This is a genomic window from Aquirufa sp. ROCK-SH2, from assembly GCF_054558315.1.
In genome coordinates, this window is sequence record NZ_JBPXKB010000004.1 from 104553 (window position 1) to 119745 (window position 15193).

The 15193-nt window shown below is 35.7% G+C and carries 13 protein-coding genes; 5 read left to right on the forward strand and 8 right to left on the reverse strand.

Annotated features, from left to right (window positions below; all coding sequences use genetic code 11):
• Nucleotides 1-19: 19 nt before the first annotated feature.
• From V7S79_RS10245 to V7S79_RS10255, 3 genes are all read right to left on the reverse strand, one after another.
• Nucleotides 20-2179, reverse strand: coding sequence for a DUF5916 domain-containing protein (locus V7S79_RS10245; protein ID WP_459490495.1), 2160 nt, complete (start codon nucleotides 2177-2179; stop codon nucleotides 20-22).
• A gap of 211 nt (nucleotides 2180-2390) precedes the next feature.
• Nucleotides 2391-3623, reverse strand: coding sequence for a type II toxin-antitoxin system HipA family toxin (locus V7S79_RS10250; RefSeq protein WP_459490496.1), 1233 nt, complete (start codon nucleotides 3621-3623; stop codon nucleotides 2391-2393).
• Nucleotides 3620-3898 carry a helix-turn-helix domain-containing protein gene (locus V7S79_RS10255; RefSeq protein ID WP_459490497.1) on the reverse strand — a complete coding sequence of 93 codons (279 nt, stop codon included), beginning with the start codon at nucleotides 3896-3898 and terminating at the stop codon, nucleotides 3620-3622. The genes V7S79_RS10250 and V7S79_RS10255 overlap by 4 nt, the downstream gene beginning before the upstream one ends.
• A gap of 373 nt (nucleotides 3899-4271) precedes the next feature.
• Between V7S79_RS10255 and V7S79_RS10260 the strand changes: the two genes are divergently transcribed.
• Nucleotides 4272-4988 (forward strand): YebC/PmpR family DNA-binding transcriptional regulator, encoded by a 717-nt coding sequence (locus V7S79_RS10260; RefSeq protein WP_459490498.1) that lies wholly within the window; start codon nucleotides 4272-4274, stop codon nucleotides 4986-4988.
• 4 nt (nucleotides 4989-4992) lie between these two features.
• On the opposite strand, the gene V7S79_RS10265 is transcribed toward V7S79_RS10260, so the two are convergent.
• Nucleotides 4993-6366, reverse strand: a complete 1374-nt coding sequence (locus tag V7S79_RS10265; RefSeq protein ID WP_459490499.1) for a high affinity choline transporter 1 — start codon at nucleotides 6364-6366, stop codon at nucleotides 4993-4995.
• Between the two features lie 77 nt (nucleotides 6367-6443).
• On the opposite strand from V7S79_RS10265, the gene V7S79_RS10270 reads away from it, so the two are divergent.
• A complete protein-coding gene (locus V7S79_RS10270) occupies nucleotides 6444-7718 on the forward strand; it encodes a D-alanyl-D-alanine carboxypeptidase (protein ID WP_459490500.1) in 1275 nt (424 codons plus the stop codon).
• Between the two features lie 98 nt (nucleotides 7719-7816).
• Here V7S79_RS10270 and V7S79_RS10275 read toward each other — a convergent pair whose 3' ends face one another.
• A complete protein-coding gene (locus V7S79_RS10275) occupies nucleotides 7817-9124 on the reverse strand; it encodes an APC family permease (RefSeq protein ID WP_459490501.1) in 1308 nt (435 codons plus the stop codon).
• Between the two features lie 20 nt (nucleotides 9125-9144).
• Nucleotides 9145-10260 (reverse strand): endonuclease/exonuclease/phosphatase family protein, encoded by a 1116-nt coding sequence (locus tag V7S79_RS10280; protein ID WP_459490502.1) that lies wholly within the window; start codon nucleotides 10258-10260, stop codon nucleotides 9145-9147.
• 192 nt (nucleotides 10261-10452) lie between these two features.
• Between V7S79_RS10280 and rpmB the strand changes: the two genes are divergently transcribed.
• Nucleotides 10453-10692 carry a 50S ribosomal protein L28 gene (gene rpmB / locus V7S79_RS10285; protein ID WP_459490503.1) on the forward strand — a complete coding sequence of 80 codons (240 nt, stop codon included), beginning with the start codon at nucleotides 10453-10455 and terminating at the stop codon, nucleotides 10690-10692.
• 63 nt (nucleotides 10693-10755) lie between these two features.
• Nucleotides 10756-11859: a HesA/MoeB/ThiF family protein gene (locus V7S79_RS10290; protein WP_459490504.1), complete on the forward strand. Its 1104-nt coding sequence runs from the start codon at nucleotides 10756-10758 to the stop codon at nucleotides 11857-11859.
• A gap of 173 nt (nucleotides 11860-12032) precedes the next feature.
• Here the strand turns inward: V7S79_RS10290 and V7S79_RS10295 are convergent, their stop codons facing one another.
• Complete coding sequence (locus tag V7S79_RS10295) at nucleotides 12033-12740, reverse strand: 3-keto-disaccharide hydrolase (protein WP_459490505.1); 708 nt, start codon at nucleotides 12738-12740, stop codon at nucleotides 12033-12035.
• Between the two features lie 165 nt (nucleotides 12741-12905).
• On the opposite strand from V7S79_RS10295, the gene rimO reads away from it, so the two are divergent.
• Nucleotides 12906-14228 carry a 30S ribosomal protein S12 methylthiotransferase RimO gene (rimO, locus tag V7S79_RS10300; protein WP_459490506.1) on the forward strand — a complete coding sequence of 441 codons (1323 nt, stop codon included), beginning with the start codon at nucleotides 12906-12908 and terminating at the stop codon, nucleotides 14226-14228.
• A gap of 71 nt (nucleotides 14229-14299) precedes the next feature.
• Here rimO and V7S79_RS10305 read toward each other — a convergent pair whose 3' ends face one another.
• Nucleotides 14300-15022: a nitroreductase family protein gene (locus V7S79_RS10305; RefSeq protein ID WP_459490507.1), complete on the reverse strand. Its 723-nt coding sequence runs from the start codon at nucleotides 15020-15022 to the stop codon at nucleotides 14300-14302.
• Nucleotides 15023-15193: the final 171 nt, after the last annotated feature.

The following is a 15193-nucleotide window of genomic DNA, read 5'->3' on the forward strand; positions in this document are numbered from 1 at the left end:
ATGTATTTTTAAATTTAGTTTACAAATTAAGCCAATAATTTAATTTCAACACTATGGCCCGGTTTCTTATTTGAAAATTTTCAGGGAAATAGTTATCCGTATAAACAATAAATAAATCCGAAGCAGGCTTGTATCTCCACTGTAACCTAGAATTTAAGTTAATGTTTTTGGTTTGTTGATTAATTTGAAAAAATGTGGTGAAAAATAATTTATTGGTAAACGTAAAGTCGATCTTTGGACGAATGATCCAAAACTGAGCTTGTGCGATGGTATTTTTGATGGTATTGTCAGATTGAACGATAGGCACCTGAACATCCCGAATGTCATTATAATCCAAAGCAACCGACATACTTACAATAGGTTGAAAGCGGTATCCAAATTCACCGGTAAAGCCAAATCGACTACCATTTCCATAATAACCACCAAAACGAGCTGAACCTGTATAAGTGAAAAGTTTGATAGGGGATGATTGGTACAACACATTCAATGAATTCCAAGAATGTTCAGATCCTTTTTTCAAAGGAGTATTTCCCATCCTTGTTGCATCAAAATCATATAATAATTTGACATAATCATAGGCCAAAAAGGCAGAAAAACTCGAGCGATCTTTCATGTATCCCTCAAAAGCTAAATAGGTTGTATTGTCTGTTCTTCCTCCACTATTGTTCCAATAATTTAAGCTGTTCAAGCGCACTTGCGTATAGAACAAATTGGTTAATTTATTTTTAGGATAGAATATTTTACCCAATTCAGGATTCGCTTGGAAATAATTCATTCGAGGAACATAACCTACCTCTGGATTGTAATTTTCTCCTACCCATTGGTGTTTCCAACTCAAGATCCAATTATTGTCGCGATACGCCAAGGCAGCAGCATGGGCAAAGTCTTTGCTTTTGTCTGCTGGCCCAAAACCATTGTAATAAAATATCTTACCCGTCCAGAAATTATTTGCCGAAGCTAAATTGTATTCAATTCCAATATTTCGATTGTAATCTAAAAAACCATTTTGTTTTTGTAAATCTGTATCAATGAAAGATTGCTTATTAATCATGAAAATCCCTAAATTGGATCTAGCGAATAATTTTCTTTGCAAGGCCATCATGGAATAATTCTGAGTAGGAACTCCTTTGGCATCAATGCGGTCAGATTGTACATTTAATACGCCTATTCTCCAATCATTGGTCAGTTTGCCACTCAAACGTGCCCCATAAGTAATAGGAGTTTGTTCATAAATTCCTGTTTTGGTGTTCAAGGCTAAACCAATTCTGCGTGAGAAAAAAGGTCGTAAGTTTTCCATTCCAAAACCATCAAATAAATCGGAGTTTTCTATGAAAAATTGGCGTTTTTCTGGGTAAAACAACTCAAATCGATCTAAATTCGTTTGTTGGCGATCCACATCTACTTGTGAAAAATCTGGATTGATTGTCATGTCCAAATTCAAACTAGAACTTACGGCCACTTTGATGTCGCCACCAATTCTATTTTGATATCCAACTGGCGAAGTATTTTCGTAATTACTTGAAACACCAGATAATAAGTAAGGAATAATCGAAACATTGGTTTTAGGTGTTGGCGGCGGAGCGTCCCATTGTAATACTCCCGCATAAGCCAAAGAGGCAGTTGGAAATTGTCGCGGCACGGGTGCCCAAGCTGATTTTTCTTTAGCTCGCGTATCTAGGCGACTAAAATTAATTCCCCAGCGAGTTGAATTGCTTTTATATCGGATCGACTTAAAAGGAATGGCAGCTTCAAAGGTCCAAGATGTTTTGTTATAGGTAGTTGCCGATTCCCATTTATTGTCCCAATTTAAATTCATTTTGGCCCCTTCCGACATTTGACCATCCCATTGCGCACCTGCTGCATTGGCTCCAAAAGAAAATCCCGTTGTTTTATCGTCAAACGTATCAATGAAGACCAAGAAATTGTCATTATTCCCAAAATTGAAATCACGTTTTAAGGATTCCACCACAAAGCTTTTTTGGGCTTGTATAAAACATTCTGCAAAAATGTAGATGTATTTGTCGTCATATGTCATTCTGACATCCGTTCGCAAAGGAGAACATAAGGTGTCAAAAGGAGTACACATCGCAAAATCGCTCACTTGCGCCGCTTCTTTCCAAGCATCTTCAGTCAATAAACCATCGATTTTGATTGCGCCATTCAATTTTTTGATGTTCATTTTGAAGTTCTCATTCTTTTTTTGGACTTGAGAATGTAGACTGAAAGTCAAAAGAGAAAAAAGGAGTATAAATAGGTTTCTAATCATATTGTATCATTTGAATACAAAAATAGAAAAGAAAAAAGTGATTCTTATACTTTATTGCCATTATTGAAGCAGGACAGGGGGGAGGTAAGAGGTAAAAGGTAAGAGGTAAAAGGTAATAGGTTTTTTATTTAACAATAATTTTAGCTATTCTTTGTTTACTCATTTTAGATACTTTTGCCTCGTCAGCAAATTGATTCCATTTTTGGATGGAAGATTGGACTTGGTCTAAAAGATGATTGGCATGTTTTATGCCAAAGGTTTGTGCCAATTTTAGCAAATGACTCTTTTCAGGATTTTGAGCTTCACCAGCTATGGAGGTACTATGATATCCGTGAGATGATGTAGAAAAAGTTAAATCATAAGTGGGAGCTAAGGTCCAATTTCCCTCTGCATTCATCAAAAAAGAAACGTTCTTACTGTGATCATCTCTATTATGAGAAAAAACATTAAAAGCAGCTAATTTGAGAATGTTTTCATAAGCGGAAACGTTGCTTTCTAATTTAAAAGCACAATCCATTAAGTGCCCATAATCAATATTGCTCAATCGGAAATTGTCATGGAGTATTCCTGCAGCAGAATGTAGATGGTGTCGTTCGTTTTTATTTCGATCAAAACGTTTTGTTCCGAAATAATAATTTCCAGCAGGTGTTTGAAATAATTTAGAATCATTCATCTTTAAGCCAGCATCAATTGCCATTAAATAGTACGCGTATTCAATATTAGCTATATCCTTTGGGTCGAAGCTTGAAGGGAATTTGACTATCCAATGTTCGAAATTAGTTTGTGAAATTCCTGAATCTGAAAAGGAAAATTTGTCACTTTTAGGATTGTAAAATAAGTTTACTTTGGGTCTTGCCCCCCCACTGCTACCTCCTAATATAAATAATTGATCCAAAATTCTTGTCGATTCATCCTTCAGTAAATATTGAATTTCATCTGAAATTTCATCTAATCCAGAAATTTGGTTCGGATTTAATACTATTTCGTTTTCGATTATCGGTTGATAAATCAATGCACCTGGGCCATTTTTTCCAACTATTGCTAGTCGGTTCAAAGGATTTACATCGTAGGGATTAACTCTTGATTTTTGTAATTTTCTATCAACTAAAAGTCGGCCCCAACCATCTGGTAATGAATCGCCAAAGACTCCATGGAGTCCATCAAAAATAGTTGTTTCACAGCTTTGTATAGAATTATTTAGTTGTAATTTAAAGGGAGAAATGTTAAGTTTCTCGTCTAAAAATTGGTCTAGATATTTGAAATAAACTTTTTTTCTGTCCAAAATCAATTCCCCGAGATCTAAAAATTTAGATCCGAAATCGATGGATACTAGTAATTTTTCGATGGATGAAATCATTTGCTAAATAGTTTTTCTAACCTTTGAATATCCTGATCTACTTTTAAGAGCCTATCAAAATCCTCTAATCTGTGAAGTACATTGACTAACCTCAAAAGTGATTCAAATGAAATTTGACCCGTATTTTCAAAACGCTTTAAACTGCCCAATGAAACCCCACTACGTTCTGCAAATTCCTTTTGCGTGTAATGCGCTTGTTTGCGAAGGCTTTTAACTTTGCCTGCAGTCTCTAATAAAACATCTTTAAATGTTTTTTCAATAGAAAAAGACCTCATAATTAGCTAATATATTAAACAAATATACGAAATATTATTGTATTTAGTTAATATATTAGCTTTTTTGAAAATATATAACCCTCTTACCTCTTACCTTTTACCTCTTACCTTTTACCTCTTACCTCTTACCTCTTACCTCTTACCTCTTATCTCTTACCTCTTATCTCTTACCTCTTACCTCTTACCTCTTACCTCTTACCTCTTATCTCTTACCTCTTACCTCTTACCTTTTACCTCTTACCTTTTACCTCTTATCTTTTACCTCTTAACTCTTACCTCTTACCTCTATACATCATACATCAAAAAACATTTTTTTAGAAATGTCATTTGCTTGTTTTATTTTTGCATTCTAGAAATTTTATCGAATTAAATTATGGGAAGAGCATTTGAATTTAGAAAAGCAAGAAAGTTTAAGCGTTGGGGCCAAATGGCGAAGACATTTACTAAAATTGGAAAAGATATCGTTATTGCGGTGAAAGCTGGTGGTTCGGATCCTGTAGGTAATTCTCGCTTACGTGCCATTATTCAGAATGCTAAGGCTGTTAATATGCCGAAAGAAAACGTAGAAAGAGCCATTAAAAGAGCTGTTTCTAAGGATCAGGAAGACTACAAAGAAATTGTTTACGAAGGATACGCACAACATGGTATCGCTATTTTGGTAGAAACTACAACCGATAATATCAATAGAACGGTGGCTAATATACGCCTTGCTTTTAATAAATGTGGTGGTAGCTTGGGTACACAAGGGATGCTGGATTTTATTTTTACCCGTAAATCGGTATTTAAAATTGCTGCCAAACCAGAAATCGATTTAGAAGAGTTGGAATTTGAATTAATCGATTTAGGAGTAGATGAGGTGTTTTTGGATGAAGAAACGAATCAAATCAATATTTACGGAGAATTTACTGCTTTCGGTGGAATTCAGAAATTTTTGGAAGAAAAAGGATTTGAATTAATGGGTGCAGATTTTGAACGTATTCCAAATGAAACCAAAGAATTAAGCGACGAACAAGTGTCTGATGTTGAAAAATTGATTGAACGTTTGGAAGAAGATGATGACGTTCAAAATGTGTATCATAACATGGGCTAAACCCTTATTTTTGGGAAGAAATTAAATTTCCTATCCATAAGCCTATTACTCCAGCTAAAAGTCCCAAACATACAGCTGGAATTTCAATGGTTTCAAAAAAATGAAAATAAATCCAAACGATTAGGCCAAAAGTCATACTCAAATGACTGCCTAATGGTTTGGATTTTTTCCAAAATAAGCCTGCATTCAATGGGATAAAAAGTGAAACCAAGCTGAAGGCGGAGGCTTCACCAACTAATTCAAAAATATTTTGTCGAGAAATCGCTAAAAAGACGCAAGCTACGGTAACCAAAACGACCGAAAGTCGAATGATGCGTAACACAGCTTTATCATTTGCATTTTTCAATAATGGTTTGATGATGTTTTCCCCCAAGACACTCGAAGGGGCTAAAATGGCGCCACTGGTAGTACTTAGCAGAGCTGAAAGCAAGGCTCCTAAAAACAGGACTTGCATGGCATAAGGGGTGAATTGCATAACCAAATTGGGAATCAATAAACTATCACTTTGTAATAAACTTGGATACAATCGAACTGCCATCAAGCTGATCATAAGTGGTAACATTGCAATGGTTAAATACATGATTCCTGCGTAAATACTCGCTCTTTTGGCAATTCTTACATTTTTGGCAGCCATGACTCTTTGGAAAATATCTTGTCCAGGAATAGAACCTAATCCAATCGTCATCCATGCACCTAAATAGTTGAGCCAATGGGTCCAATGATTCGTTTTTGGGGTAAAACGGAAAAAATCTTTGGGTTGTTGATCAATAAATAATTGCCAATCTGGAATTTGCCTACTCAATAAATAAAACAAAAAGACTAAGCCTAAAATCAATAAAATATTATGAAAAAAATCGGTGACAGTGACGGACCACATACCTCCTAATAGGGTATAAGTCATAACAATCAAGGCACCAATAACGATACCTATTTCTTTCGAAATCGGTAATAATAAATGCAATGTCAAACCAAGAGCTACCAATTGTGCGGCAATCCAACCAAAATAGGAGGGAACCATAATTAGCGCAGACAGTCGCTCTGAAAATACGCCAAATCGTTGTCTGAAAAAATCGGAAAAGGTCAGAACTTCTAAGGGATATAATTTTTTGGCGTAAAAGGTTCCTACAAGAATTAAACTCAATGCTGCCCCGAATGGCTCTTCAATCACTCCTAAGACACCATGTTTGACAAATTCCATAGGAGCACCCAGCATCGTTTCCGATCCAAACCATGTAGCAAATGTCACCATGATAGCCAAACTCATCGGTAAAGTTCTTCCAGCTAGCACAAAATCTTGCGTAGAATGAACTTTTCGACTCGCCCACCAACCTACTGCGAGATTGGAAAAAAGGTATAAGACAACAAAAGCGACCAGCATAGGGATAAAATTGATTCCGAAAATACATAAATTCCAATTAAATTTTACCTTTATGGTTTAAAAGGCTAATTCTAAAAATGACTCCATTTCGATTATTGATTTTATTTTGCTCATTACTATTTTTGGGATCTTGTGCTCAGCAAAAAATGTCTAAAACCTTGACAGAGGTTGGACTTTCAAATGCCTATATGGGAATTTTGATTGAGGATATAAAGACCGGTCAAAAAGTAGTTGATTTGAATTCCAATCAATATTTCATGCCAGCTTCTAATGCGAAATTGTTAACTTTTTTGATGGCAAAACGTATTTTGTCCGACTCCATTCCTTTTGTCCGAGTTCAAGAAACCAAAGATTCCTTGTTTTTTTGGGGTACAGGAGAGCCTACACTTTTAAGAGATGGATTTAAAAATTCTACTTTATTAAGCTATTTGGCACAAAAAAATCAAGTTTTGGTTTATTCAGATCAGGCTAATTGGTCCAAACCTTTGGGTGAAGGATGGTCATGGGATGATTATAATGATTATTATTCTGCAGAGATAAATACTTTACCGATCTATGGAAATTTGATGACCGTTAAAAAAGGGAATAATGCATGGATGATAAGTCCCAATATTTTCACAGAAGGAAGTGCAACAACTTTGCTTCGAAAAGGAGTCGTGAGAGATCGAAATGTAAATCGATTAGAACTGCCTGGTGAAGCAAAAATAGGAGCTAAGCAATGGGTTCCATTTTTAACCTCTACCAAATTAACAGCTCAATTATTACAAGACACCTTACATAGGAAGGTGGTTTATCAGCCGAAAGATTTTGATTCAAAATCTCATCTGATTTATTCGAATCATTTAGATAGTCTCTTGATTCCAATGCTTTATGAAAGCGATAATCACATTGCAGAGCAATTACTTTATGTGATTGCAGCTCAAAAAAATTGGCAGGGGCCCACGGATAAAATTATTGCACAATTAAAAAAAGAGTATTCGGAGGATTTTTTACAATCTGTCAAATGGGTAGATGGCTCAGGTTTATCTAGGTATAATTTATTTCGACCGCAAGATTTGATTCATGTTCTAAAAGCCTTGCACCAAGAAGTGGGAATGGATCATTTACAAGTCTTACTTCCTGAATCAGGTAAAAGTGGAACATTGAAAAATGTCCAATTAATGCATCCTAAAGCTAAAATTTGGGCTAAATCAGGTTCTTTTTCAAATACTTACAATTTGTCAGGATTCTACCAAAATCAAAAAGGCCGAACTTTTGTTTTCAGTATATTAACTAATCTCTCCAATCAGCCAGTCAGCAAAAGCAAAAAATCAGTCATTGCTTTTTTAGAAAAAATGCTGGAAATAAGGTAAAAGGTAAGAGGTAAAAGATAAAAGAGAAAAGAGAAAAGCCTCTTACCTCTTACCTCTTACCTCTTACCTCTTACCTCTTACCTCTTACCTCTTACCTCTTACCTCTTCCCTCTAAAAAGCCCATAACTCACTAAAACAAAAACTCCCACATAAACACCACTTTCAAGGTTCTGTAAAATAGTGCCGATTAGGAATGCGAGGGAAATAATAAATAACAAGATGGGTACGAAAGGGTAGGCCCATACTTTATAAGGCCGAGGTAATTCAGGTTCTTTGCGTCTTAATTGAATCAAAGCGGCAAAGCCAGATAAGTAACTAGCTACAAAGAAAAATGTAGCGATATCGGAAAGTTTTTCATTGATTTCTTTTCCAGCTAATAGCAATAAACAAGCCAATCCGATGGTTAAATGTGTAGCAAAATAGAGACTACCCATTTTGTTAACTTGGCCTGCTTTTTGAAAAAATAATCCATCTCTACTCATCGAATAAATAACACGAGGAGCAAACATTGTTTGAGTATTGAGAATTCCAAAGATACTAAGCATTAAAAAAATAGTAATCCATCTTCCAAAATCAGCTCCCAGAAGGTGAGTGATCGCATCTGCAGCAGCTAATTTGCTATGCCTTAAATCCTCCAAAGAAAGGCTGTACATGATGAATACATTGATCAAAAGATAAATGACACTTACGGTTATTACCCCAATAAACATCGATTTAGGCATTGTTTTAACTGGGTCTTTATTTTCCTCGGTAAAATAGGCGGCAGTGTGCCAACCGTCAAATGCATAGAAAATGGATAATAATGCTGTCATAATTCCAGACCACAAGGGTAAACCTGTTGGACTTGCTGGATGTTCATTCCAAACTCCTCCCGAACCTTTGGTTGCGCAAATCATGATGAAAATAATCAGTGCAAGGGCCTTGATGCCACTTAACCATTCCTGTGATTTGCCAGCTAAAACGACTCCCAATTGATGAAAAAGCCATAATGAAAATAGGATGGCAATAGCGGAAAAACTTAAATGGTTAGCGACCCATGGGAAGAAAATTCCTACATATTCACTGAAAGTATAGGCCCCAAAACCCAATGCGCTTACAGTTCCTAACCAAGAACTGATGCCAACTAAAAATCCGATGTATTTGCCAAATGCTCTTTCCGCATACACATACCAAGCTCCCGCTTTTGGAAGGGAAAGACTAAGTTCCAAAACACAACTGACACCTAACAAAGCATAGATTCCTACAAAGACCCAAAGTGATGAAATCAGTAATGGATTTTGTAATTGGTCAGCAATAGGTCCCGGTTTTCTTAATATTCCTGTTCCGACAGTTCCACCTAAGGTGACAGCGATTCCAAAACCCATACCAAGGACTTTCCAAAGGGGATTTTTTTGTTTTGAATCCATGGTAGATTTTAATGATTAGCTTATTTTTTTAATAGATAATCTGCAACAACTGGAAAGTGGTCAGAATATTTGATGTTTGATAAAGTCTGAAAATTCAAAACTTCCCATTCGTTAGAAAAAAATTGATTATCAATTCTAACTGCATATGGACTGCGATTGAGCGTAAATCCAAACCCATTTCCTGCTTCTTCAAAAGCATTTTTAAGTCGCTCGCGTATGGTACCGTAAGCCCAGCCGTAAGGAGTTTCATTTAAATCGCCTACTACAATGATTGGATAAGGACTTTGTTGAATCAATCGATTGATTTGATCCATTTCTTTTTTGTGATGGATGAACCCTTTTTTCAAGGAGGCTAAAATTCCTCTGCCTTCTTTTTTTGCATCCTCATAATCTTGGTCGCGTATTTTTCCAGTTACTTTACCTACACGGATACCCATGGACCATAATTGTAAATTAATGACTCTTATCGTGTCTTTTTCCAAAGCAATATCTGTCATTAAGTAACCATTCGAAGTATTATTGAATTGTTTGCCTTCTTTATGAATGATCGGATATTTTGAGAAAATAGCAATTCCCATTTTTTCATTTCGATCAAAATTCTCTTCTTTTAAAGGGATAAAAGCGTAATGTGGATATTCAGTTTTTAAATAGTCTATTGTTCTAAAAGCCTTTCTGTCGGAGTTTGAATAGAATTCTTGAAAACATTTTATGTCGGCATTGTAATCCCGAATAAACTTTTTTAATTCATCTAACTTTTCTTTATTGTCTTCATAATCGTTTGAATACATTCCATATACATTGTAATTTAATACTTTGATAGATGCCTCCAAATTAGCTTTTGGCGTATTAAATGCAATGCTTCTTTGAATAAAACTGTATCCTAAAACGAGAACAATCAAAGGCAAAAGTGCTCTTTTTGCTTTTTGAAATATCCAATAGATAAGAGAAATAAAACACAGGATTTGCGCGTAGGGCATAGACATCATAATGAATCCCGCCACCCAATGGTCTATGATTAAAGAATAACTTAGTAAATATGTTAAAAGCGTATACAAGCACAAAGGCAAAGTTCCGAGCCAAATGAGTGATGATATAACTTTTTTAACGATGGATTTTTCAGAATTCTTTTTTGCCATTTTCAAAGATAATATTTTTACTAAAAATAATGTTGATTCGTCGAATGAGATTTCTCATACAAAGGATATTCTCGATTTTTTCATTTCATTTTTAAAATCTTCTTGCATCTTTCCTATAAAAACGCTACTTTTGCAATCCGATTTTGTAACAAATATAATTCAAAGGCTTAACGCCAATTAACTTTAGATATTATGGCAAAGGTTTGTCAATTAACAGGAAGAAAGACACAAGTAGGAAACAATGTTTCTCACGCTAATAACAAAACAAAACGTAAGTTTTATCCAAACTTGCAGACAAAGAAATTTTTCTTAGAGTCTGAAGGTGTTTGGGTTCGTATGAAGGTTTCTGCTAAGGCAATCCGTACGATCAACAAAAATGGTTTTGAAAAAACTTTGATCCAAGCAGCTCGTAAAGGTACTTTATCTGTTTAGATTTTAAATTTTTTACGAAATTAGCCTCTTTGAAATCCAAAGAGGCTTTTTTTGTTTACAATTATGTTGAATTCCGAAGAAAATATTCGCTACCAAAAGCAGCTTAAATTGCCAGAATGGGGATTAGAGAAGCAATTAGTGCTCAAAAATTCGAAAATTTTGGTAGTTGGTGCGGGAGGTTTAGCTAGTTCAGCTTTGATGTATCTTGCCGCATCTGGCATCGGTCATATCCATATCTTAGATGCTGACCAAGTGGAATTGTCTAATTTGGCGCGCCAAGTTTTGTTTACTCAGAATGATATCGGAAAGTTCAAAGTAGAAGTTGCTGTTCATCGATTAAGTATCCAAAATCCTTCTATTGTAGTGACAGGGCAGACGGAATATTTACATGCCGAAAATGCTTTGACATTGATTTCAGACTACGATTTAGTTGTCGATTGCACGGATAGTTTTGATGCGAGGTATTTAATCAATGATGCCTGTGTTTCCCTCAATAAACCCTTTGTATATGCAGCCATTCATTCTTGGGAGGGCTTGTTGAGTGTCTGTAATGCCAAAAAATCCAATGGAGATTTAGGTCCAACTTATCGGTGTTTATTTCCGGAAGAACCTGGAAAAATGGAAATTCCCACTTGCGACGAAGTAGGGGTGATGGGCTTTTTGCCCGGTATGATGGGATTGTTTCAAGCGAAGGAGGTAATATTTTATTTAGCTGGAATGGAATCAAAATGCAATGGGGCTTTGATGCGCTGGGATGCAAGAGATATGACATTCCATTTTTTTAAAGTACAACGTTCAAAAAATGCAGAAAATAGCATTTTCCCCAAGAAATTTCAGAAAGACGAAATTCGTGAAATATCAGTAGAGGAGTTGAATGAAAAATTAATCAATCAATCGATTACTTTTGTTTTGGATGTCCGGGAGGATGATGAACTAGAACTTGCTAAGCTGGAAGGAGCTTTACACATCCCAATGGGAAAAATACCTCAGAGTGTCTCCTTGATTCCCAAAGAATCTACAATAGCTGTCATGTGCCACCATGGAATGCGTTCTGCGAGTGTTATCCGTTTTTTACAACAAGAATATCAATTTGAAAACCTCTACAATGTCACAGGAGGCATTGATGCCTGGGCTAGAGAGGTGGATGAGTCGGTGGGAAGGTATTAGATGTAAGAGGTAATAGGTAAGAGGTAAAAGGTAAAAGACGGATTGCTGATCGGAGTCGAAGTCAAAGGTCGAAAAATTTGTACATTTAACCTATTATCTCTTACCTCTTACCTCTTACCTATTACCTATTACCTCTTACCTCTTACCTCTTACCTCTTACATCATCATACATCTTACAATTTCTTAATCTTAATATTTCTATACCAAACAGGATTTCCGTGATCCTGAAGTGCGATATGACCTTTCATATTTACACCAAAGCCAGGCATAGTTTTGAATTTTGAATTGGCAATCATTGTTTTCCAATTTTCATCATCATATCTAGTTTCAACCACTTTTACGCCATTTAAATACAACTGCAATAAACCTCTGTTGTTTACAATACGTGCAGTATTCCATTCGCCAACGGGTTTAACAGTTCTTTCAGATGACTTAATCAAATCATATAAGTCGCCAGAATTGTGCTTATTGATTTTTCCATCTGGGTGACCAGCATCGTCCAAAACTTGCATTTCTGGGCCTGTATTATACGTACTATGGTATTTAACTGGATCTTCTGTCACATTAAAAATAATTCCTGAGTTTCCATTCGGAGAAATTTTCCAATCGACTGAAAAATCATAATTTTCGAATGATTCGTCTGTAACCAAATCGCCACCTTCCTTTTTCATTACATCAAAGGCAAAAGCGCCATTTTCAACCGACCAAGAAGCACCTATTTTACCAGGTTTGCCATAAGTATGCCAACCTGAAAATGTTTTACCGTCAAATAATAATTGATAACCATCCTTTTTCTCTTGCTTACTTAAACTATTAATAGATTGAGAAAATGAACTAAAAGCCATGGCAACAATGGCACTTGTTAGAATAAATTTTTTCATAGAATTTTTTTCGTTTATAATTATACAATACTACTAAAAGTATTCATTTTATCTATCACGAATACCAAAAAAATCAATAACACCAATCATCCTGTACGAATGTAAAAAGAGATACAAAGCTATTTGAATTAAAAATCGTAAATTGCATCTCATTTAATTTTTCGTATGAAAACCAAAGTCGCACCAAAGCCGTCTATCAATATTATCACCTTAGGATGTTCCAAAAATCTTGTGGACTCCGAAGTGCTTTTTACTCAATTGAAAGGTAATGGTTTAGATGTTACGCACGAAGCAAAAAAAGACAAAGCCAATATCGTGGTAATTAACACTTGCGGTTTCATTGATAATGCCAAACAAGAATCCATCGATACTATTTTGCGTTATGCAGATGCCAAAGAAGCAGGTAAAATCGATAAATTATATGTAACAGGTTGCCTTTCCCATCGATACAAAGATGATTTGGAAAGAGAAATTCCATTGGTTGATTCTTTTTTTGGCACCAATGAATTACCTCGTTTATTAAAAGCACTAAAAGCTGACTATAAGCACGAGTTAGTTGGAGAGCGATTATTGACAACTCCGGCGCATTATGCGTATTTGAAGATTGCAGAGGGCTGCGATCGTCCATGTAGCTTTTGTGCCATTCCATTGATGCGTGGAAAACACGTTTCAAGACCCATGGATGAATTGGTAAAAGAAGCAGGCTCTTTAGCAAAAAAAGGTACCAAAGAATTAATATTAATTGCACAAGATTTAACTTTTTATGGCCTCGATTTCAAACAAAGCGGTGGAAGCAGTGGTCGTCAATTAAAAGAGTTATTGGAGCGTCTATCGGATGTTAACGGGATTGAATGGATTAGATTGCAATATGCATATCCGGCTGGATTTCCTACAGAAATTCTTTCTACCATGGCAGAGAGAGAAAATATTTGCAAGTATTTAGATATGCCATTACAAAGTGGATCTGATGCAGTTTTAAAAAGAATGCGTCGTGGAATTACTCGTCAAAAAACCGAAGAACTTGTTCATCAAATCAGAGAATCCGTTCCTGGCATTGCCTTAAGAACTACCTTGATTTCCGGTTACCCTGGAGAAACAGAAGAAGATTTTGAAGAAACATATTCCTTTGTAGAAAGAATGCGCTTTGATCGATTGGGAATTTTCAACTATTCACACGAAGAAAATACGCATGCCTATTTGGTAGAAGATGACGTTCCTGAAGAAGCGAAGCAAGAACGTTCGGATGATATCATGGCATTGCAACAAGGTATTTCAGAGGAATTGAACCAAGCAAAAGTCGGCAACACCTACAAAGTTATGGTTGATAGAAAAGAAAGTGGCTACTTCATCGGCAGAACTGAATTCGATTCACCAGAGGTGGATAATGAAGTTTTAATCTCTGCAGAACAATATGCTCGCTTAGGTGATTTTGTACAAGTAAAAATTGAGAAGGCAGAGGAGTTTGATTTATATGGAAAGATCATTTAGTGATGTAAGATAATCTTAGTTATTAGTGTTTAGTTATCAGTTATAACTAAACACTAATAACTAATAACTTACTAATGTTTCACCACTACCTCCTCAAAAGGAACCCTAAATCTTTTGCCCCAAACACCCTCTTCTGTTCCTTTTCCGACAGCAATAATCATATTGATTTCTGCGCCGTTTGGCAAGTTTAATTCTTTCATAACTCGCTTAGCATCGAATCCTTCCATGGGGCATGATTCTAAGCCTTCCGCTGCAATGGATAGCATAAAAGTTTGAGCTGCTAAAGCACAAGATTTATGCACCATGACTCTTTGATCAGCTTTTCCACCAAAACGCATGAAAGGTTTTCGTAATCCCATCCAAAAACAAATGCTCTTTCTAATCAAGGTATTTATGCCAAAAAAATCACTTCTATAAATCATTGGCATGAGTTTACCATAATATTGTAATCCGCGCTTTTCCATTTTATTGGGTTCACCTTGAATGGATTCTTTGATTTTATTTAGATTCCAATTAGCTCTTTGCGACCACAGGTCTTGTCTCGTAACAAATACAATTAAATGACTAGGGTCTTTGGCGGCAGATTGACTCAAACATAACTCATGGAAGCGTTGTTTTGCTGCTGGACTCTTTATCCAATGGAATTCCCATAATTGCATATTACTGCTATTGGGGGATAGGATAGCTCTTTGTAAACTTCTTTCTATGATATCATCCGAAACGACATGATTAGGGTCAAATCTTCTATTGGATCTTCTACGATTAACTATTTGGTCAAAGGATTCTGAAAGCATGTTTTTTTATTTCAAAGATAGAGAAAAATATGATAGGTAAGAGGTAAGAGGTAAAAGGTAATAGGTAATAGGTAATAGGTAATAGGTAAGAAGTGGTAAGAGGTTTTATACTTTTCTCACTTCTCTCTTCGCTTTTCTCTTTTCTACAAAAAAAAGGCCAGAATGTGAGTT

Excerpts from the sequence above, each read along its gene's own strand:
- V7S79_RS10245 (WP_459490495.1), bottom strand. The coding sequence starts at position 2,179 with ATGAACATCAAAAAATTGAATGGCGCAATCAAAATCGATGGTTTATTG.
- V7S79_RS10250 (WP_459490496.1), bottom strand. The coding sequence starts at position 3,623 with ATGATTTCATCCATCGAAAAATTACTAGTATCCATCGATTTCGGATCT.
- V7S79_RS10255 (WP_459490497.1), bottom strand. The coding sequence starts at position 3,898 with ATGAGGTCTTTTTCTATTGAAAAAACATTTAAAGATGTTTTATTAGAG.
- V7S79_RS10260 (WP_459490498.1), top strand. The coding sequence starts at position 4,272 with ATGGGAAGAGCATTTGAATTTAGAAAAGCAAGAAAGTTTAAGCGTTGG.
- V7S79_RS10265 (WP_459490499.1), bottom strand. The coding sequence starts at position 6,366 with ATGCTGGTCGCTTTTGTTGTCTTATACCTTTTTTCCAATCTCGCAGTA.
- V7S79_RS10270 (WP_459490500.1), top strand. The coding sequence starts at position 6,444 with ATGACTCCATTTCGATTATTGATTTTATTTTGCTCATTACTATTTTTG.
- V7S79_RS10275 (WP_459490501.1), bottom strand. The coding sequence starts at position 9,124 with ATGGATTCAAAACAAAAAAATCCCCTTTGGAAAGTCCTTGGTATGGGT.
- V7S79_RS10280 (WP_459490502.1), bottom strand. The coding sequence starts at position 10,260 with ATGGCAAAAAAGAATTCTGAAAAATCCATCGTTAAAAAAGTTATATCA.
- rpmB (WP_459490503.1), top strand. The coding sequence starts at position 10,453 with ATGGCAAAGGTTTGTCAATTAACAGGAAGAAAGACACAAGTAGGAAAC.
- V7S79_RS10290 (WP_459490504.1), top strand. The coding sequence starts at position 10,756 with ATGTTGAATTCCGAAGAAAATATTCGCTACCAAAAGCAGCTTAAATTG.
- V7S79_RS10295 (WP_459490505.1), bottom strand. The coding sequence starts at position 12,740 with ATGAAAAAATTTATTCTAACAAGTGCCATTGTTGCCATGGCTTTTAGT.
- rimO (WP_459490506.1), top strand. The coding sequence starts at position 12,906 with ATGAAAACCAAAGTCGCACCAAAGCCGTCTATCAATATTATCACCTTA.
- V7S79_RS10305 (WP_459490507.1), bottom strand. The coding sequence starts at position 15,022 with ATGCTTTCAGAATCCTTTGACCAAATAGTTAATCGTAGAAGATCCAAT.